This is a genomic window from Ruegeria sp. HKCCA5929, assembly GCF_013034525.1.
Classification (GTDB): domain Bacteria; phylum Pseudomonadota; class Alphaproteobacteria; order Rhodobacterales; family Rhodobacteraceae; genus Ruegeria.
The window spans coordinates 442552-462034 of sequence record NZ_WQGE01000002.1; the positions used below are offsets into that span (position 1 = coordinate 442552).

Annotated in this window: 19 protein-coding genes; 8 read left to right on the forward strand and 11 right to left on the reverse strand. The window is 56.5% G+C overall.

What is annotated here, in order from left to right; translation table 11 throughout:
- Nucleotides 1–16 precede the first annotated feature (16 nt).
- The 3 genes from GOV90_RS06920 to GOV90_RS06930 form a co-directional block, all read right to left on the reverse strand.
- Nucleotides 17–1228 (reverse strand): flagellin, encoded by a 1212-nt coding sequence (locus GOV90_RS06920; RefSeq protein WP_171095782.1) that lies wholly within the window; start codon nucleotides 1226–1228, stop codon nucleotides 17–19.
- A 209-nt stretch (nucleotides 1229–1437) separates the two neighbouring features.
- A complete protein-coding gene (locus tag GOV90_RS06925; protein WP_171095781.1) occupies nucleotides 1438–1797 on the reverse strand; it encodes a flagellar export chaperone FlgN in 360 nt (119 codons plus the stop codon).
- Nucleotides 1787–2062 (reverse strand): rod-binding protein, encoded by a 276-nt coding sequence (locus GOV90_RS06930; protein WP_171095779.1) that lies wholly within the window; start codon nucleotides 2060–2062, stop codon nucleotides 1787–1789. The genes GOV90_RS06925 and GOV90_RS06930 overlap by 11 nt, the downstream gene beginning before the upstream one ends.
- 201 nt (nucleotides 2063–2263) lie before the next feature.
- On the opposite strand from GOV90_RS06930, the gene GOV90_RS21350 reads away from it, so the two are divergent.
- The 3 genes from GOV90_RS21350 to GOV90_RS06945 are packed head-to-tail and all read left to right on the forward strand — an operon-like array spanning nucleotide 2264 to nucleotide 4983.
- Entirely contained in the window at nucleotides 2264–3397 is a 1134-nt protein-coding gene (locus tag GOV90_RS21350) for a flagellar hook-length control protein FliK (protein ID WP_171172831.1), read from the forward strand.
- A 3-nt stretch (nucleotides 3398–3400) separates the two neighbouring features.
- Nucleotides 3401–4063, forward strand: a complete 663-nt coding sequence (locus GOV90_RS06940; RefSeq protein WP_171095773.1) for a flagellar hook capping FlgD N-terminal domain-containing protein — start codon at nucleotides 3401–3403, stop codon at nucleotides 4061–4063.
- 50 nt (nucleotides 4064–4113) lie between these two features.
- Nucleotides 4114–4983 (forward strand): phosphotransferase family protein, encoded by an 870-nt coding sequence (locus GOV90_RS06945; protein ID WP_371732519.1) that lies wholly within the window; start codon nucleotides 4114–4116, stop codon nucleotides 4981–4983.
- A gap of 9 nt (nucleotides 4984–4992) precedes the next feature.
- Here the strand turns inward: GOV90_RS06945 and GOV90_RS06950 are convergent, their stop codons facing one another.
- The 5 genes from GOV90_RS06950 to GOV90_RS06970 all read right to left on the reverse strand — a co-directional run bounded on the left by GOV90_RS06950 (nucleotide 4993) and on the right by GOV90_RS06970 (nucleotide 10285).
- Nucleotides 4993–6294, reverse strand: a complete 1302-nt coding sequence (locus GOV90_RS06950) for an FAD-binding oxidoreductase (protein WP_171095771.1) — start codon at nucleotides 6292–6294, stop codon at nucleotides 4993–4995.
- A complete protein-coding gene (locus tag GOV90_RS06955) occupies nucleotides 6291–7109 on the reverse strand; it encodes an ABC transporter permease (protein WP_171095769.1) in 819 nt (272 codons plus the stop codon). Before GOV90_RS06955 ends, GOV90_RS06950 begins: the two co-directional genes overlap by 4 nt.
- Entirely contained in the window at nucleotides 7106–7996 is an 891-nt protein-coding gene (locus tag GOV90_RS06960; protein WP_171095767.1) for an ABC transporter permease subunit, read from the reverse strand. Before GOV90_RS06960 ends, GOV90_RS06955 begins: the two co-directional genes overlap by 4 nt.
- Entirely contained in the window at nucleotides 7996–9123 is a 1128-nt protein-coding gene (locus tag GOV90_RS06965; RefSeq protein ID WP_171095765.1) for an ABC transporter ATP-binding protein, read from the reverse strand. Before GOV90_RS06965 ends, GOV90_RS06960 begins: the two co-directional genes overlap by 1 nt.
- 76 nt (nucleotides 9124–9199) lie before the next feature.
- Nucleotides 9200–10285: a polyamine ABC transporter substrate-binding protein gene (locus tag GOV90_RS06970; protein ID WP_171095764.1), complete on the reverse strand. Its 1086-nt coding sequence runs from the start codon at nucleotides 10283–10285 to the stop codon at nucleotides 9200–9202.
- A gap of 140 nt (nucleotides 10286–10425) precedes the next feature.
- Here GOV90_RS06970 and GOV90_RS06975 point away from each other — a divergent pair, with 140 nt between their 5' ends.
- The 3 genes from GOV90_RS06975 (at nucleotide 10426) to GOV90_RS06985 (ending at nucleotide 13890) form a co-directional block, all read left to right on the forward strand.
- Complete coding sequence (locus tag GOV90_RS06975; RefSeq protein WP_371732518.1) at nucleotides 10426–11109, forward strand: GntR family transcriptional regulator; 684 nt, start codon at nucleotides 10426–10428, stop codon at nucleotides 11107–11109.
- A gap of 75 nt (nucleotides 11110–11184) precedes the next feature.
- Nucleotides 11185–12582 (forward strand): aspartate aminotransferase family protein, encoded by a 1398-nt coding sequence (locus tag GOV90_RS06980; RefSeq protein ID WP_171095759.1) that lies wholly within the window; start codon nucleotides 11185–11187, stop codon nucleotides 12580–12582.
- A 129-nt stretch (nucleotides 12583–12711) separates the two neighbouring features.
- Entirely contained in the window at nucleotides 12712–13890 is a 1179-nt protein-coding gene (locus tag GOV90_RS06985) for a peptidase S41 (RefSeq protein WP_171095757.1), read from the forward strand.
- Between the two features lie 55 nt (nucleotides 13891–13945).
- Here GOV90_RS06985 and GOV90_RS06990 read toward each other — a convergent pair whose 3' ends face one another.
- Nucleotides 13946–15238 (reverse strand): lytic murein transglycosylase, encoded by a 1293-nt coding sequence (locus tag GOV90_RS06990; protein ID WP_254440143.1) that lies wholly within the window; start codon nucleotides 15236–15238, stop codon nucleotides 13946–13948.
- A gap of 87 nt (nucleotides 15239–15325) precedes the next feature.
- Nucleotides 15326–16039 (reverse strand): YafY family protein, encoded by a 714-nt coding sequence (locus tag GOV90_RS06995; RefSeq protein WP_171095754.1) that lies wholly within the window; start codon nucleotides 16037–16039, stop codon nucleotides 15326–15328.
- 84 nt (nucleotides 16040–16123) lie between these two features.
- Here GOV90_RS06995 and GOV90_RS07000 point away from each other — a divergent pair, with 84 nt between their 5' ends.
- Together GOV90_RS07000 and GOV90_RS07005 are read left to right on the forward strand one after the other, a co-directional pair.
- Complete coding sequence (locus tag GOV90_RS07000; protein WP_171095752.1) at nucleotides 16124–16822, forward strand: glutathione S-transferase family protein; 699 nt, start codon at nucleotides 16124–16126, stop codon at nucleotides 16820–16822.
- Nucleotides 16819–17205 carry a DUF1801 domain-containing protein gene (locus GOV90_RS07005; protein WP_171095750.1) on the forward strand — a complete coding sequence of 129 codons (387 nt, stop codon included), beginning with the start codon at nucleotides 16819–16821 and terminating at the stop codon, nucleotides 17203–17205. Before GOV90_RS07000 ends, GOV90_RS07005 begins: the two co-directional genes overlap by 4 nt.
- On the opposite strand, the gene rnr is transcribed toward GOV90_RS07005, so the two are convergent.
- Nucleotides 17196–19454 (reverse strand): ribonuclease R, encoded by a 2259-nt coding sequence (gene rnr / locus GOV90_RS07010; protein WP_171095748.1) that lies wholly within the window; start codon nucleotides 19452–19454, stop codon nucleotides 17196–17198. The two genes, GOV90_RS07005 and rnr, sit on opposite strands and share 10 nt — an antisense overlap.
- Between the last annotated feature and the right edge of the window lie 29 nt (nucleotides 19455–19483).

Here is a 19483-nt window from a genome sequence, read left to right on the forward strand (position 1 = left end):
CGGCCTGCTTTTTTGATTAGCGGAACAGCGAAAGGATCGACTGCGGTGCCTGGTTGGCGATCGACAGCGACTGAGTTGCCAGCTGCTGCTGTACCTGAAGCGCCTGCAGACGAGCCGAGGCCTCTTCCATATCTGCATCGACAAGCGAGCCGATACCGGACTTGAACGAGTCAGACAGGTTCGAGATGAACTCTTTCTGGGTTTCAATTCGGCCTTGCGCCGAACCAAAAGCGGCCGATGCGTCGATCGACGTGTCAATCAGCGACTCGACAGCAGCCAATGCAGCGGTCGCCCCCGCACCTGTCGACACATCAATACCGGCCAGAGCGCCAAGACCACCAGCACCCGCGTTCACGAACTGAGCAGAGAAAGAAAGGTCAGAACCCGTGCCGTTGGTTACCGACAAGGTTCCGGCTGTACCAGAATCATAGTCGACCGTCAGGCCGGTAATTCCAAGCTCTTCAATCTTTGACTTCAGTCCCACTGCGACAAGGTCACCCGTGGTTGTCGCCGCAGCGTCCTCTGCGGACACAGTGTACGATACAACCTGATCATTGATTGCGACGACAACCTTGTCCCCAGCGGCGAAGGCACCGCTGGATTCATCGGTCACCAACGCGGTCGCAGCGGTCGCACCGTTGTCGATGGTTGCGCCAACACGATCATTGCCGGTCGACGCACCGGTTGACCCATCAAAGACCTGTTTTGTGGCGTAGCCGCCAGTGGACAGGTTCTGCCCGGATACCGAGATGGAAGATGCCGTAACTGCACCGGTATTGTCGCGATCCAACGACGCCAGAATCGAGGCTGAGCCTGCTGATCCATCAACCAGGTTCAGGCCGTTGAACTGGGCGGCGCTGACAACCGATGCGATCTGCTCTTTCAATGCTGTCACATCATCGTTGATTTTACCCCGATCAACATTGTCTTCCTGCGCAGCGACAATCTTGCTTTTCATCTGCGTCAACAGATCTGTGACGGTTTCCGACGCGTTCCGTGCAACGGCGACTGTAGATTCACCCAGCGCCAGGCTGTCCTTGATGGCGTTGAAACCTTTGACATCCGATTCCATCACTTTCGAAATTGCCCAAACCGCCGAGTTGTCCTTGGCTGTTGCGACGTCTTTGCCGGTCGAAATCGCGTTCTGGGTCATCGCCAGGTTCTTGTTCACAGACTTCAGCGTTTGCAGCGCAACCATCGCGCCATTGTTTGTCAGAATGCTGGACATAGCGTTCATCCTTTTCCGTTTGGGCCATTTTGCCCATGTTCACCCCACAAGACCTGCGGGCTTTGGTGTCTTTCTGACCTGTGCGACGCGCCACTTGGCCGTTCGCGCCACCTGCCGTTTCCAGGTGCAGCACCACTTTTGAACCAGACCCCCTAACGGAATGCTAAAACCTCAGAACCCATAATTTCGGATTTGAATCAAACTTCTGCCTATGCCCTCTTTTCCAACTTTACAGTGCTGCGAACTGCAAATTGACTGCGTTGACCGTCGGCGCCATAGGTGCTGAATTCCTGTCGAACACGCCGCAGTTCGGCCATACGGGTGGCAACCGCCCGAATGCCGTCGGCTGCACTGTTCAGCAACGCCTGATTCCTCTCGACCTTGCGCTGGACGTGAATCAACGCGTCACTGTCCTGCACTTGAAGATCGTTGATTGCACCGATCAGTTTCTCCTTTTCCGGCACCATATGGGCCAGGCGATCGAGATCCCCTTGCACAAGGGCCGCGCGCTCAAGATCCAGAACTTCTTCCAGTGATTTGATCAGCGTCATGTCGGCTTCAAATGTCATCGGCTTTCTCCATCAGTGACTTGAGCAGGATTTCAGACAACCCAACGCCCCCGGTCCGGGCCAGTTGTTGCGCCTGGTGCTGAACAAGAAGCGATCCAAACTGGTCTTCGCCGACCCCGCCGCCGAAACTCTGTCGTGTCTGCGCCAGCCCAGCTGATTTGAGCATTTCACTTAAAAAAGCCGCCTCTAACTCTATGGCTGCGTTTTTAAGACGGGTTTGGGCCAAGGGTGTTGGGCCCGCTGAGAGGCTGTTTGAAACCTGCATTGTTTTCTCCGAAATTTGCTTCGAACTTTCTTGATCAAAGGCGAAAGCAGTTAAAATAAACGTAACTTCCTGCGGGCAGAGTCCAGAGCAATCACACGGAGCCGGAGCAAAATGCCCAACCCAGTTATGCTGCCCACAACGACCTCAACAGCCGCTGCCAAACCCGCCTCGACGCGCAATGAGGCTGGCCAGAACGGTGAAGTGACAAGCTTTGAAGACATTCTTGGGCAAGAAACGGGCGGCGATGAGCCGCCTGAACCCGAGCTGCTGGTTACTGCTCCTGAAATGCAAGACTCGGGAACTGAAACAGAATCAGCAGATCAAACAGAGCCCCAAGCTGCCCCGATTGCGGAACCGCAACTTGTTGCGACTCTGGCGGGCAACTCAACAAAACGTGCCGACAGGATGTTCATTCCTGAAGGAGATCAGCCTCCAAGCACTCACCTACAAGCAGGTGTTCCGCGGATTTTTGACAGTGAACTGCCTGAGCAACCGCAAATTTCTACGTCCTCAGGCCAGCCTAACCGCGCCGATCCTGTTGCACCCACAGCAGGTCGACCTGATGCAGGACTGGTTCACACTGCTGTGGCCCAACAGCCGATACCTGTGAAGGTAGCCGAGAATGGCCGACCTATCGAGCAAATGACCAAGGCAACCGGCAAATTAAGCGTGCCGGACATCGGTCCCAACTTTCAAAACACTGACCCTGTACAACCAACAGAAGTCACACCCGCAACGTCCAAACCAGCAATACCAGATCGCGCGCCACCCGTTGCACAGCTTCAACTGATGGCAACGCTTGCCGAAAAAGAACAGAACGCTCTTGTTCAGGAAGCTGAGCCAACAGTTTTCGCCAAGGACGAACCGCTCCAACTCGCTCCGAGAGAAACAACGCCGCAGCTTTCTGCGCCGTCTGCATCAGCTCGCGCCGAGCTCGCCCGTGCTATCGCCGGGCAGTTGGCAGCGACCATTCAGACGCGTCCGGGGACCGGGATAACTGAAATTGCATTGAACCCCGAAGAATTAGGGCGTGTTTCCATTGTTCTGAACGGGCGCGATGACGGGCTGCACATGACCATTGCCTTGGAACGTCCAGAAACCCTGGAGCTGATGCGACGTCACATTTCCGTACTTTCGGAAGAGTTTCAGAAATTGGGATACGGTGCGTTGAGCTTTGATCTGGGTACAGCCTCCGACGCGGATACGGGCGGGGCTAACACCAAAGAGACCGAGTCGGGATCCGTCTTTGAACCGAAAAAAGGCGATTCGGATGTTCAAACCGACTCTCTTCCACAAATTTTAGTCCCAAGCCGGGGCATTGATATGAGGTTTTGACACATGATCACCCCAGTGAATACGGCGCAGGCAGCAAGCTCTCCGCCGTCTGCAAACAACGCACAGACGTCCGCGATTACATCGGATTTCGAAACCTTTTTGCTGATGCTCACAGCGCAAGCCCAGAATCAGGATCCGCTTGAGCCGATGGACTCGACACAATACGCGTCGCAACTGGCCCAGTTCTCTATGGTCGAGCAGCAAGTTCAGACCAATGATCATCTGTCATCGTTGGCAAGCACGCTGGGCAGTGTGAACCTTAGTGACCTTGCAAGCTGGGTCGGTATGGACGTCCGATCAACTTCCGCCTTTCACTTTGACGGACAGCCCAAGACCTTGTTTGCCCAGGCTGATCCACAAGCTGACACAGCCAAGCTGGTGATACGTGACGAAAATGGGACCGTGCTCGACAAAGTAACTGTACCCCCTGCTCAATCCGAATTTGTGTGGGCCGGCGTTACCTCGTCGGGAAATCCAATGAGCGCCGGCAACTACACAGCGGCGCTGGAAAGCTACAAAAATGGAGAGCTGCTGACCCAAACACCAGTCGCAGCATACAACCGCGTCATAGAGGCTCAGGTTGGCGGTAATACAGTGCTTCTAACCCTTAGCGGCGGGGAAGTGATTTCAGCAAGCGACGTAAACGCCGTCCGAACTGGCGCTTGATCTGGAGCGCTGGAGCGTCCAAAGCTTGGCAAATCGACTCGCCAAAAGAAGTGACACGACCCCTGCCTGAAACACCTGCCCCTCCTCGCGATCTGGTTGACCACCTCTGCGCTCAGGGGTTGGTCAGCGCGCGCGCGCGATTTGAAACACTCTATGGCGGGCGCACCAATCGGGTATGGAAGGTTTTGGAAGACAGCGGCGACAAGGTATTGAAGCTGTACAACACGGCCCTTCGCAACCCCTTGTTTCGCAATGATCCAGAGTTAGAGGCGCAATGCCTCAAAACCCTCGGGCCAGAAGGGTTCGTACCAAGATTGCGCGACTCAGGACGGTACAAGGACGCGCATTGGGTCTTCTATGACCATGCGCCCGGAACACCCTGGCAGGAAGGAGCCGACAAGGTTGGTGCGTTGCTGCGCAGGTTACACGACCTCACGTTTTCTTTTTCAGCCCCAGCCGGATGCAACGGCAGTGAGGACCTCAGGACGCATGGGGTTCGTATTCTGCAGGGCTGCTCATCCGAGACGCGGCACAAATTGTTGGAACAGCAACCCATGGAAACGGTGGCGCCTGCGAAAAAGACGTGCCTGATTCATGGCGACCCGGTAGCTGGGAACATCCTGGTTGCAGGAACAAACCTGACACTGATCGACTGGCAATGCCCTGCCCTTGGTGATCCAACCGAGGATTTGGCACTGTTTCTTTCTCCGGCCATGCAACGCCTGTACCGAGGGGCCGCTTTGGCAAAGTTCGAAGAAGAGCAGTTTCTGAACGCCTACGGGGATCCGGAAATTGCGGACCGTTACCGGCGCTTAAAACCTTGGTATGCGTGGCGCATGGCCACCTATTGCCTGTGGCGCGCGGAAAACGGCGCGCCCGATTATGCCGAAGGACTGCAGCTGGAAGCAGCGGCCCTGTGACTTTCGCCTTTATCTAAGATCCGCAAGGCCCATCAGGGCATAGGCTGGCGGCATGAGCGCGCGACGCCAGCGCCCCAGTGGGAATTTTTCAGGCGTTTGGCACATAGCTGCAGGCAAACCGGCACTCTGCCCCAGGGCCAACCTGGCCAGCGCCCGTCCGCTGTAGGTTCCCATGGCAACGCCATTTCCGTGATAAGCAAAGCCGGCAAACATACCCGGTTGCCCCTGTACAGGTCCAACATAGGGCGTCAACGCACGCGACATACACACCAACCCGGACCACATATGCGTGGCCTCGACCTTCGCCCAGGCGGGAAACATCTTTTTGAAATCCTGCTGAACCTTTGCCCGGATTGATGCCTCTGAACGGGCAGAAGAGCGCAACCCACCCCTCATACCAAACAGAAATCGCCCGTCCGGCATCAAGCGGAAATAATGCAGAAGATTACGCGTGTCATAGCACATCTGGGCCGAGGTCCAGCCCTGTTCCAATTGCTCGGTCTGGCTGAGCGGTCGCGTGACCATAACGGTCGATTGTGCTGGCAGGTAACGCCCTGACATCCAATCCGGGATATCTTCGCTGGAATACCCGTTGGTACAAACCAAAACAACTTGCGCATTGACCTGCCCTCCTGGGGTACGCAATGCAAACCCCGAAGCGGTTTTATCGATACCCAAAACCGGGCTGTTCTGAAACAGATGTGCACCTTTGGCTCTGGCTGCGCTGGCAATCCCGAATAGGTATTTTCGGGGGTTCAACCCAAATCCGACGGGCATCGTGTACCCCCCGTAAAATGCCCCCTCCATTCCCAACGCGGGCAAGTCTTTGGCTTCGTGCACTATTCCGGTCTTGTCTGACTTTTGGCGCAACACATCCATCGCGTGTTTTGAATGCGCAAGTTGGGTTTCACCGTTCGAATGCGTGTCGGCATCGATTTGATACCGCGCCAGAAGATCGGCGACCAACTGCACGGCATCTGCTTCGGCTGTTTCATAGGCCTGCGCCTCGGTGCGACCATGCCGGCGTGCCATCGCGGCATGGTTCAGTTTTGAGCCACCCAAACAGCAAAAGCCGCCATTGCGTCCGGACGCACCCCATCCCGGAGGGCCGGCTTCTAATACCGCAACCGAAGTGGTTTCAGCCAAATGCAAGGCCGCAGAAATCCCCGTAAAACCACCGCCGATCACGGCGACATCTACTTGCAGGTCTTCCTGAACCTCTGGCCAATCGGGGCTGGAAACCGTTTCATCCCACCAACACCCGTCGCGTGGTGCGTTGCTGTACGCGTAGTTCGGAAAAATCCGCTTCATTCGGTGCGCGCAGCGGCCAATTCGTCCTGCCGCTGACGAACCATTGCCCGTTTGGTTACAAGCGAGGCCGTGATGACCCCAACCGTCACCACAGCAATCATGATCGTGGACAGCGCGTTGATTTCCGGGCTTACACCAAGACGTACGGCCGAGAAAATCTTGATCGGCAAGGTCGTCGCAGACGGCCCTGATGTGAAAGACGCAATCACCAGATCATCCAGCGACAAGGTGAAGGCAAGCAACCAGCCCGAAATCACTGCCGGTGCGATGATCGGCAAGGTGACAAGGCGGAAAGCTTGCGCGGGTGAGCATCCGAGGTCAAGCGCGGCTTCTTCCAGTGATCGGTCAAATGTGATGAGACGCGAGGATACAACTACCGACACAAAACACATTGAGAAGGTGGTGTGCGCCAGAACGATAGTCAGAATTCCTCGATCCAGACCGATGCCGATAAACAGCAGCAACAACGAAAGGCCGGTGATCACTTCGGGCATCACCAGCGGCGCGTAGATCATGCCAGAAAACAGCGTCCGACCAAAAAACCGTCCGCTGCGGACCAGCACATAGGCAGCAGCCGTTCCCAAAATGGTTGCCAGTGTTGACGAAAAAACCGCTACCCGGACTGTGACCCAGGCGGCATCCAAAAACGCCTCGTTCTGTAGAAGCTCTCCGTACCACTTGGTGGAAAACCCGGCCCAGACCGTGACCAGTTTGCTTTCGTTGAAGCTGAAAACGATCAGGATGATCATCGGGATGTAAAGGAACGCAAATCCCAGCGTCAGCGAAACAGTATTGAACCAGCTTAACCTGTTCATCCGTCACTCTCCGCCTGTTTCTGCTGGTTGCGCTGGAACAGCACGATGGGAACCACCAAGATCAGCAGCAAGATAATCGCCACCGCACTGGCCACTGGCCAATCTCGGTTCGAGAAGAACTCTTCCCACAACACCTTGCCAATCATCAGCGTGCCCGAACCGCCCAGAAGCGAGGGGATCACGAACTCACCGATCACCGGGATCATCACAAGGAAGCAACCTGCAATGATGCCGGGTTTGGACAGTGGAATGGTCACCAGCCAGAAGGCTTGCAAACGCGAACAGCCCAGATCTTCGGCCGCCTCAATCAGCGACCCATCCAAACGTTCCAACGCCGAATAGATCGGCAGAATCATGAAGGGCAGATAGGTGTAAACGATGCCAATATAGACAGCGGTCGAGGTATTCAGGATCGTCAGCGGCGTCGAAATGAGACCCGTCCACAGCAAGATTTGATTCAGATACCCTTCGTTCGAAAGGATACCCATCCACGCGTAAACTCGGATCAGGAATGAGGTCCAGAAGGGCAGGATCACCAGCATCATAAGCGTTGGCCGCCATTCCTGAGGCGCGCGGGCCATGCCATAGGCGATGGGATAGCCGACCAGCAATGTAAAGAAGGTCGAGATCAAAGCGATCTTGACGCTGGACAGGTAGGCTTTCCAATACAAATCATCCTCAGTCAGCCAGACATAGTTCTCAAAATCCAGTTGGCTGAAGAACTCTTTGAGCCCCGCCCAACCGGCGGACAGATCTAACGTCGGAGTATAAGGTGGGATGGCAAGTGCGGTGTCTGACAGCGATATCTTCAGAACGATGAAGAATGGCACCAGAAACAGTGCCAGCAACCAGACATATGGGATCGCGATTAAAACGGCGCGGCGCATCAGTTCGCCAGCAAAACCGCAGCCGTCGCTGTCCACGACAGCCAGACCGGGTCTTCCCAAGTGAACGAACGGCGCGAGATGCGGCGGGTGTTGGCCGTCTGCGCCTTGATGATTGTGCCGTTTGCCAATTCGACGTGATAGGTGGACAGATTGCCCAGATAGGCAATGTCATGAACCTTGCCCTGAACAGCGTTGACCGCGTCGGCTGGCCTCTCGGCTGAGATGGTCACCTTTTCGGGGCGGATTGCCAGATGACAGGACTGACCGTTTGAGAAGCCCGTTGATGATGACGCCGTTATAGGAGCCTGACCTTCGGCCCAATCAATCTGATAAGTATCCTCACCCGATGGGGCTGCGCGGCCTTCGATAATGTTCACATCTCCAATGAAATCAGCGACATAAACCGAGGCCGGGTTCTCGTAGATCCGGTCGGGCGTGGCAACCTGCATCAATTGTCCCTGATCCATCACCGCCACTCGACTGGCGACTGTCATGGCCTCTTCCTGATCGTGGGTGACGATCACAAATGTGGTGCCGGTTTTCTCTTGAATATCCATCAATTCGAACTGCGTATCTTGGCGCAGTTTCTTGTCGAGCGCGCCCAGCGGTTCATCCAACAGCAGAAGTTTTGGAGCCTTCGCCAAAGAGCGCGCCAAAGCAACGCGCTGTCGTTGTCCACCTGAAATCTGATGCGGCTTACGGCGGGCAAACTGCTCCAATCGGGTCAGGCGCAGCATTTCTTCAACCCGTTCTTCAAGGTCGTGTTTCGGCATATTGTCCCGACGCAGACCAAACGCGATGTTTTCCCAGACGCTGAGATGCGGGAAAAGAGCATATGACTGGAACATCATGTTCACAGCGCGCTTGTTGGGTGGAATAGGGTCAATATCCTGACCGCCCAGCAGGATATGACCTTCAGTCGGGGTCTCGAACCCGGCAAGCATCCGCATCATCGTTGTCTTGCCGCATCCCGACGGACCAAGCAGGGCAAAGAATTCACGCTCGAATATATCCAGTGACAGATTGTCGATCGCCGTGAACTCACCGAAGCGCTTGGTCACGTTCTGAAACTGGATCAAGGGTTTCGCCTGTGGGTCATCCCACGGCGCAAAGACGTCAGAATTCAAGGCAGCCCCCGCATAGTCAGTTTGGACATTTTGTGTGCGGGGCCGTCATTCGACCGCCCCGCGCCGTGAAACCGGATCAGGTACCTGACTTGATCTTGGTCCAAAGGCGGGTCACGACACGCTGCGTTTTCGCAGGGTAAGGCGTCGTGATGTACAGGTTTTGCATTGTCGTATCATCCGGATAGATTGCCGGATCACCAATCACGTCTTCCTCAAGGAATTCCTGCGATGCTTTGTTGCCATTGGCGTAGTAGACGTAATTGGACGCGGCAGCCATGTTGTTGGCATCCAGGATGAAATTCAGGAACTTATGCGCGCCTTCTGGATTCGGTGCATCCGCCGGGATCGCCATTTGGTCAAACCACATCAGCGATCCTTCCGCGAACGGATGATATTCGATGTTCACACCGTTTTCAGCTTCGGCTGCGCGGTCTCGTGCCTGCAGGATGTCACCTGACCAACCCACGGCAACGCAAATGTCCCCATTCGCCAGCGCGTTGATGTATTCCGAACTGTGGAATTTTTGGATGTGTGGACGAACGCCCATTAGAACGTCTTCGGCTTTCTTGATCACATCCGGATCGTGGCTGTCCGGGTCTTCACCGATATACTGCAAGGTCATCGGTATCATTTCGGCTGGCGCATCAAGGAAATGAACACCACACGACGCCAGTTTTTCCATGTTCTCTGGCTTCAAAACCAGATCCATGCTGTTCAGTGCCACATCGTCGCCCAAGGCTTCCTTGACCTTGTCGACATTCACACCAATGCCCGTGGTGCCCCACATATAGTTAATCGAATAGGCGTTGTTTGGGTCATACCCAGCAGTTCGCTCTTGAATAACGTCCCAAAGGTTGCCCGCATTCGACAGTTTGGCCGCATCCAGTTCCTGAAACGCCCCCGCCTGAATTTGACGTTGAAGGAACGTGCCAGAAGGCACCACCACGTCATAGCCCGAACCACCAGCCAGCATCTTGGTTTCCAGAACCTCGTTGCTGTCAAACACGTCGTAGATGAGGGTCAGACCAGTTTCTTCCTCGAATTTGCTCAGAAGCTCTTCGTCGATGTAGTCGGACCAGTTGTAGACACGCACCTCTTCAGCGAAAGCCGCCGAAGTCCCCAATGCGATGACCGCTGTCATGGTCAGCGTTTTGATTGTCATATTCTTCTCCCTGCAAGTGTACGGCTATTTTCCCGTTTTTTTGGATTTGATCAAGTTTTGCGTTTTCCCCTGATCCAGCGTATGGTTTCACGAGGTCTGTCACCTGACAAGTCAGGGTTAGTCGAAATAGGATGAACCAATTGGATTTGATCAAAAATAAGGCATCTGCAACTCCAACCGACAGCGGAAAACAACCCGCACATGAGCAGGTTTATCAAACCCTCAGATCTCAGATCCTGTTTGGGGAACTGGTCCCGGGGCAGCCCGTCACAATCCAAGGTTTGACTGATTCGCTGGGTGTTGGAATGACCCCGGTACGCGAAGCGATCCGACGTTTGATCTCGGATGGGGCACTGGTGTTTCAGGGCAACCGCCGCGTCAGCGTTCCGCTTTTGAGCGCCGCCGATATCGAGCAGATGATTTTTGCCAGAATTTCAATAGAATCAGAGCTTTCCAGACGCGCAACTGGCAATTTGCAGGCGGAAGACATTGATCATCTGGAACGCGTTGACAAGCATTTGGATCGTATGATCGCGGATGGCGACGTTGGCGGATATCTGCGTTTGAACCAAACGTTTCATGAGACACTCTATTCCCATGCCAATGCCGCTATCCTCATTGATCTTGCCGAAAGGCTTTGGTTGCGCTTTGGCCCGTCTTTGCGGGTTGTTTGCGGTCGCTTTGGCACACAGAGCCTTCCTGACCGGCACAAAGATATCATCACTGCATTGCGTAACGGCGACGCTGAAATGGCGGCAAAAGCAACGGCTCAGGACATTGAGCAAGGTATGGAGCTAATCTCGGAGTCCCTCAATTCCGCCTAATTCCCTCCGATTCGATTGACAGTGTAAAATTTGATCATATTGTGATCCCCAACTGCTTTTGTGGGAGAATCTCTGATGTCCACCATCACCAACCATATGCCGACCGCCGAGTTGCAGGCGCTGGATGCAGCGCATCACCTCCATCCGTTTTCCGCCAATGGCGCGCTGGGTCAGGAAGGTGCGCGTGTGATTACCCGTGCCAAAGGGGTTTACCTGACCGATAGTGAGGGTGAAGAGATTTTGGACGCCATGGCAGGTTTGTGGTGCGTCAATATCGGGTACGGTCGCGATGAACTGGCAGAAGTTGCCGCGCGCCAGATGCGTGAACTGCCCTATTACAACACGTTTTTCAAAACGACCCACGTGCCGGCCATTGCGCTGGCCGCAAAGATTGCCGAGCTGGCACCGGGCGATCTGAACCACGTCTTCTTTGCTGCGGGCGGGTCCGAGGCCAACGATACAAATATTCGTCTGGTGCGCACCTATTGGGCCGAAAAGGGCCAGCCGGACAAGAACATCATCATCAGTCGCCACAACGCTTATCACGGGTCTTCCGTGGGGTCTGCTTCGCTGGGCGGCATGGCAGGGATGCATGCGCAAGGTGGCATCCCGATCCCGAACATTCACCACATCAACCAGCCCAATTGGTGGGCCGAAGGTGGTGACATGTCGCCCGAAGACTTCGGACTGGCCCGTGCTCGCGAGCTGGAAGAGGCCATTCTGGAACTGGGTGAAGACCGCGTCGCCGCCTTTATTGCCGAACCCGTGCAGGGCGCAGGGGGCGTGATCGTAGCGCCGGATACGTATTGGCCGGAAATCCAGCGTATCTGTGACAAGTACGACATTCTTTTGATCGCGGATGAGGTTATCTGCGGATTTGGCCGTACCGGCAATTGGTTCGGCTCGCAAACCGTTGGGATCAAGCCGCATATCATGACCATCGCCAAGGGACTCAGCTCGGGCTACGCGCCGATCGGCGGGTCCATCGTGAATGATGAGATCGCCCAAGTGATCGGCGGCACCGAGTTCAACCACGGCTACACTTATTCCGGCCACCCTGTCGCCGCTGCTGTGGCGTTGGAGAACCTACGTATCCTCGAAGAAGAGAAAATCGTCGAGCATGTCCGCGACGTAGCCGCCCCTTACCTGAAGGAAAAATGGGAGGCTCTGGCCGATCATCCGCTGGTCGGTGAGGCCAAGATCGTCGGCATGATGGCGTCGATCGCGTTGACCCCAGACAAGGCCAGCCGCGCCAAATTCGCATCCGAACCGGGCACCGTGGGCTATATCTGCCGCGACCGTTGTTTTGCCAATAACCTGATCATGCGTCATGTGGGCGACCGGATGATTATCTCACCGCCCCTGATCCTGACCCCGGCAGACATCGATGAGATGTTTGTGCGGATCCACAAGTCATTGGATGAAGCGCAGGCCGAGATTATTGCACAGGGTTTGATGAAAGCGGCGTCCTAACCGGGTACGGTCGGGAACACGGAAAAGGCGGCTAGAATGGCCGCCTTTTGTTTTTGGACTTGGCCAGATGATACTGTCCGGTTTAGCCCTTGTTAGACATTCCCTTTTCCCGGGACGTTAGGATCCTTTGTGTCGCTGAGCCAAGACCTCGAACCCATTCTGGACGTCGTGAAACGAACCGACCCAAGCTTTGCGACGGTCGATCCAGGAAAGATCGACGCCTATATCGAAACTACGCGAAAACACGCGTCTCAGAATGCGCGAGAGCCGTTCTTGCTGTCGGCAATGCGCCTCTTGGCCCTTTCCGGCAACGGCCACACACGCCTGATCCCGAACGACGCGATCTCAGTCCTGCCGCTGCGATTTGTGAGCTTTGGGAGATCGGTTTTTCTAACCAAAACCTTTACGCCACTTGCGGAACTTGCGCCCAGTAAGCTGCTCGGCGTTAACGGTACACCTGTAGAAAAGATCGAACGCGCGGCAGCCTCTCTTCTGTCGGGAACACCGCAACGAAAACGTGTGATTGGACCTTTGATATTTGCCTGGCCAGCGGCGTTGGCCGAATTGGGTTTCGCACCATTCGACCATGAGACACAGTATCACCTTCAACGCGCAGACGGGCGCAGACACACAGTAAGTGTGGCGAACGGCGATACTGTTCTGGCGTCAGAAATGTATCCAAGGAACGAACACGGCAAAGTCGATCCCCTCAGGAATGACAAAGGGTTCGTGGAAATCCACGACTGTTCTGAAAATGGTCTCGCTTTGAAGCTGCCAAGTTTCTTCGATCCCAGTGAAAGCGCGCTTGCCGAAGCAATCGACAAAGCCGCCACACAGGTTCGGGCCCGCCGCGACAATTTCCTTGTCATCGATGTTCGGGGCAACACCGGGGGCGACTTTTTGGCAACCATGCCTCTGATCGATGCAATCACCGAAAGCACCCAGCGGTGCGGATGTGCGGTGTTGGTGGACAAATTCACCTTTTCTGCAGCAATCGTCTTTGTCGCGATCCTCAGGTATCGGCTTGGGCACAAGCTAACGATCGTCGGTGAAGAAATGGGCGACGGGCTCAGGTTCTTTGCGGAAGGCGGCTTGATCGAATTGCCGAACAGCGGCGCCGTTGTTCGATACTCAACTGCGCTTCACGATTGGGAAACCGGAACGACGGATCAAACGACGCCGCCTGACATCGCCCGTCAGCTCGTGCCTGTCCATAGGCTTGCAATTGATCGGGAATGGTTCTCGACACCGTTCGACACAACGCCTGAGGGCACTGTCTACAAAAGGCTGGTTGAAGAATTGGCTTAACGCAGTTGCGTCTCGCACAACCGGCTCAAGCAAACATGGACAACTCGCTACTCGGTCACCGCAGCCGATCCAAAAGCTTCACAGTCGGATACCCGTCCGGGCGCAACCCCTGTGCCAGCTGATAGGCCCGCACGGCGTTGATCGTATTTGGTCCGGTACGCCCATCAATGCCCTTTGTGTCGAACCCGGCTTCGGTCAGGCGGGTTTGCAGTTCCTTTTTCTCGGAAAAACTCAACACCCGGTCCGCGCGCGGCCAGTTGGATTGAAACGACACGCCTCCGGCAAGCCGGTCAGACAGATGCCCGATACCGATCACATAGGCGTCGGCCCCGTTATACGCTTCGATCACACTGAAATTGTCAAAGATCATCAAGGCAACGCCCTGCCCTCCGGCCGGAAGCAGGATCGCCGCCCGACCGTGGTCTGGAACAGCGTTGCCATCGGTTCCCACAACACCCTGTGCAGCCCATTCGGACGGCATCCGGGTGAAGTCTCGCCGGGCCGAAGCGTAGTCAAAGCCTGCGGGCAATCGCACCTCAACCCCCCAAGGTTGCCCCTTGGTCCAACCGTGCTGCGCCAGATACGACGCCGCCGAGGCCAATGCATCCGTTGGATCGTCTGACCAGATGTCGCGGCGGCCATCTCCGTCAAAGTCGACCGCATGATCAAGATACGAGGTCGGCATGAATTGCGTGTGGCCCATCGCACCCGCCCAGCTGCCTAACATGTTCGCAGCGCTGACATCACCTGCCTGCACGATCTGCAGGGCAGCGATCAACTGGGTTTCGAAGAACTGAGCACGCCGTGCGTCAAAGGCCAGTGTCGCCAGAGACCTGAGCGTGCGGCTACTGCCACGATAGGACCCAAACGAGGTTTCTAACCCCCAAATGGCAGTGACTACTTCTTTCTCGACACCATATTCAGCCTCAATCTGCTTCAGCACCTGCCGGTGCCGTTGCATGGCGGCACGCCCGTTTGACAATCGCGTGTCCGAAACCGCCGAGTCCAAATAGGTCCAGATTGGTTTTGAGAATTCGGCCTGATTTCGATCCCGCGCGATGATGTCTTCGTCAAAGGTTATGTCCGAAAACACCTGAGACAACGTCCGTTGCGATATTCCCTGCTGCCGCGCCCTATCCTGAAACGCGCTCAGCCAGACCTGAAACCGCGCTGCCGCTGCTGCAGACACTTGCAGCGCCTCGATCGATGGTCGCGGAACGGGTCGAAGCGAAACAGCCAAGTCTGCCGAAGCCAGCTGTATCGTTTCGCCAAGAGCATCACTGCCCGACCATTTTCCAGTGTCTGTTGTGTCCGCCTGCACCATGGATGCCCATAATGCGACGGTCATGACGCCGCCTACGCATTTATGCATACCGATTTTTCCTGATTACTGCTCACCCCTAAGGTAGCGCAAAATCGGCAAATCACAAAGCGCTCAGGCACCTGTCTCGCAGTCTTGTGCTTCCCGGTCTGCGCGGATGCGGGCCAGCACATCGCGCAGCATCGGCACCCGGTTTGGCCTAAAGCTTTGATCCGTCACGCACATATCCTGCATCCGGTCCAAGCGAAAAACGCGAAAATCCTGCCTCAGATGGCACCAGCTGAGCAACACATTCGAGCGGTCCATATAGACGATGCTAAGCGGATCTACGCGCCGCCGCGTGGCCTCTCCCTTTGCGTCGGTATAAGAAAACTCTACCGTGCGCTCGTCCCAGGCTGCTTGCCGCAGGGTTGAAGCGTCTATCGTCGGTGCCGGAGGGCGATTAAATCGGGTGGCCGCCAAAATTGCATGACTCAGCCGGTGCGACTGACGCGGTGGCAAGCGGCCCTGCAACTTTCGCAGGGCGGCGCTGGCGGCATCCGCCAAGGCCGGATCACCAATAACCTGAACTTCGCGCAGGCCGAGAACCAGCGCCTCAAGCTCATCATCGGTGAAGCCCAGCGGGGGCAGCGTCGCGTCTTCAATCAGGGTAAACCCAAACCCCGCTTCGCCGTCGATCACGGCCCCAAGACCACGCAGCGCATCGATATCGCGATGGATAGTCCGGGCAGACACATCCAGATCCTGTGCCAGTTGCGCCGAGGTTTTCGGCGACGGACCCGAACGCAGGGCCTGCATCAATTGGAACAGTCGGGCTGTGCGAGACATGATGCACCCTAGCTTAAACCTGATGTCAGTAACTGTCATCAGTGCCGACTAGGTATCAAGCATCCCCACAAACGGAGCCCAGTGATGCTGACCCTTCTTACCTATCCCACTGCCTTCGGCCTGTTCAGTGCCAGCCCGTTCTGCGTCAAAACGGCTTTGATGCTGCAACATTCCGGCCAGAAATGGCAGCGCTCTGACATGCTTGATCCCCGAAAGATGCCGCACCAGAAACTACCCGTTCTGCGCACACCCGATCGGCTGATCCCCGACAGTGACCTGATCCGCGATTGGCTGGAACAAGACCAGGGTGCGGATTTCGATCATGGGCTGACAGATGTTGAAAAAGCGCAATCCCGCGCCTTGGTCAGGATGGCCGAAGAACATCTGTATTTTCATATCGTTCTGGATCGTTGGGGCAATGACGACGTATGGCCGATCCTGCGTGAAACCTTCTTTACCGGGATACCGGCCCTGATCCGCAAGCCGGCGTCCAACGCAATCCGAAAGTCTGTTCTGAAGGGGATTACGTCTCAAGGGATTGGGCGGTTTTCGCTGTCCGAACGGTTGGACAGGGTTGAACGCGATCTTGAGGCGATCTCGGCCTATCTTTGGCAATCCTCCTTCCTGCTGGGGAATAAACCGACGTCTGCGGACATGAGCGTCGGTCCAATGCTCGCTGCAATGCGCGCAACGCCTGCGGATACCCCGCTGACCCGGCGCATCAAACAGGATAATGTGCTGAACAGTTACGTGGACCGGATGGAACAGGCGATACCCGTTTGAAACCTTTTGATAACCCCAAAGTCGCCGCAGCATTCGAGGCCCTGGCACCGCCCGCGCGCGCAGGGGCCTTTGCGCTGCGCGACCTGATCATTGACACGGCAACAACTCTGCCCGCCGCCAACCCGCTGCGAGAGGAGCTGCGCTGGGGCCAACCTGCGTACCTGGCGCCCAAAGGATCAACGATCCGACTGGGGGCACACAAGGCGGCCAATTTTGCACTGTTCGTGCATTGTCAAAGCCGATTGATGGGTGACTTCACTTCAGCCTTCCCGAATGAAGATCACATTGACGGAACCCGCGCCGTTCTGTTCGACGACCCGCATCAGATAGATCCGAACCGCCACGGGTGGCTGATCGCCCGGGCGCTGACCTATCACCTCTGACGGCGCTTGCGTTCCACCTTGCGCTTGATCTTGTCCTTCTTGCGCTTGGTGCTGACAGCCTTTCGGCGGGTCGCCCGCTTGGAATGACCCCGTCCGCGCGGCAGCGCCTGATCGTCGATCGACAAAAGTTCCAGTTCCAGACCACCGGTTACAGGCGTCGCCTCTGTCAACCGTACTGTGACGCGCTGGCCGATGGAGATGATCAGGCCGGTGTCCGACCCCATCAGCGTCCCGGCCTCGCGGTCAAAATGAAAGAACTCACGCCCGAGCGAGCGCACTGGCACCAGTCCGTCTGCGCCGGTTTCGTCCATTTTCACGAAGGCCCCAAAACGGGCGATGCCGCTGATCCGGCCAGAGAACTCATTGCCCACCCGCTCGCTTAAATAGGCTGCCAGATAGCGGTCAGTTGTGTCCCGCTCGGCCATCATCGAGCGGCGCTCGGTGTCCGAGATGTGCGTGGCGGTTTCGTCCAAGCGCATGATTTCATCCTCGGTCAGCCCGTCCTTGCCCCAGCCATGGGCCGAGATCAACGCGCGATGCACGATCAGGTCGGCATAGCGGCGGATAGGCGAGGTGAAATGCGCATAGTTGCGCAGAGCCAACCCGAAATGCCCGAAGTTCTCGGGGTTATAATAAGCCTGCGCCATCGACCGCAGAGTGGTCAGGTTGATGAGTTCCGCGTCCTCTGTCCCCGCAGCTGCGTTCAGCAATGCGTTCAGATGCCGGGTCTGCAATACCTGCCCCTTGGCCAGATTCAAACCCGCCGCCTGTGCTGTTTCCCGCAAGCTTTCCAGCTTCTCAGGCGCGGGTTCCTCGTGCACACGGAACAAAAGCGGGCGGCGCTTGGCAATCAGGGTTTCAGCAGCGGCGACATTGGCGAGGATCATGAATTCCTCGATCAGCTTATGGGCGTCCAGCCGGTCGCGGAACGCCACGCTCGTCACTTCGCCGGTTTCTGACAGGACGATCTTGCGTTCGGGCAGATCCAGTTCCAGCGGCTGCCGCACCGCACGGGCCTTTTTCAGGGCGGCGTACGCGGCATAGAGCGGTTTCAACACCGGCTCCAGCAACGGCCCGGTGCGGTCATTGGGGGTGCCGTCAATGGCCTCTTGTACTTCTGTGTAATTCAGCGAAGCCGCCGACCGCATCAGACCACGCACAAACCTGTGCCCAATCTTGTTCCCATCCGCATCGATCTGCATTCGCACAGCGATACAGGCACGCGGCACCCCTTCGTGCAGGGAACACAAATCGCCCGACAAACGATCCGGCAGCATCGGAACCACACGATCCGGGAAATAGCTGGAGTTACCCCGCTTTCGCGCCTCACGATCCAGGGCCGTTCCGGGCTGCACATAAGCGGCGACATCTGCAATGGCGACCCAGATCACGTGCCCGCCTGCGTTCTTTGGATCGTCGTCCGCGTGGGCATAGCATGCATCGTCATGATCCCGCGCGTCCGATGGGTCGATGGTCAACAGCGGCATGTCCCGAAGGTCTTCGCGACCCTGCAAGCCAACAGGCTTGGCCTTGTCAGCCTCATCGATCACCTTGTCGGGAAAGTCATCCGGGATGCCATGCTGATGGATCGCGATCAGCGACACCGCCTTGGGCGCCGTCGGGTCACCCAAGCGTTCAACAATGCGCGCGCGTGGCAGACCCATGCGGTTTTTGGGTCCCGCCTGTTCCGCTTCGACCAACTCGCCGTCTTTAGCGCCCAAAACCGCGCCCTCGGGCACCAGCCATTCAGAAGAGCTTGCCTTGTCGATCGGCACAATCCGCCCGCCCTCGGCCCCCTTGCGGAAGATACCGACGATCTTGCGCGGGTTGGTCCCGATGCGGCGGATCAGGCGGGCTTCGTAATTGTGATCTTCTTCATGCACCACGGTCAGGCGCGCCAGAATTCGGTCGCCTTCACCCAATGCCGGATCGCTTGCGCGGGTGATCAGAAGAACGATGGGCTCGACACCTTCGCCATGCCATTCCAGGGGACGCGCGAACAGATCACCATCTTCATTCGGGGCCTTCACCTGCAACACGCTGACGGGCGGCAGGCGATCCGGGTCACGATAGCTGCGCTTGCGCTTTTCCAGATGCCCTTCTGCCTCAAGCTCTTTGAGAATGCGCTTGAGATCGATCCGATCCGCGCCCTTGATGCCAAAGGCCTTGGCGATATCGCGTTTCGACGTCAGGGTTGGGTTCGCCGAGATCCAGTCAAGGACCTCCTGCTTGGTGGGGATGCGAGTCATATCTTCGGCCTATCACGCGTTTGCGACCG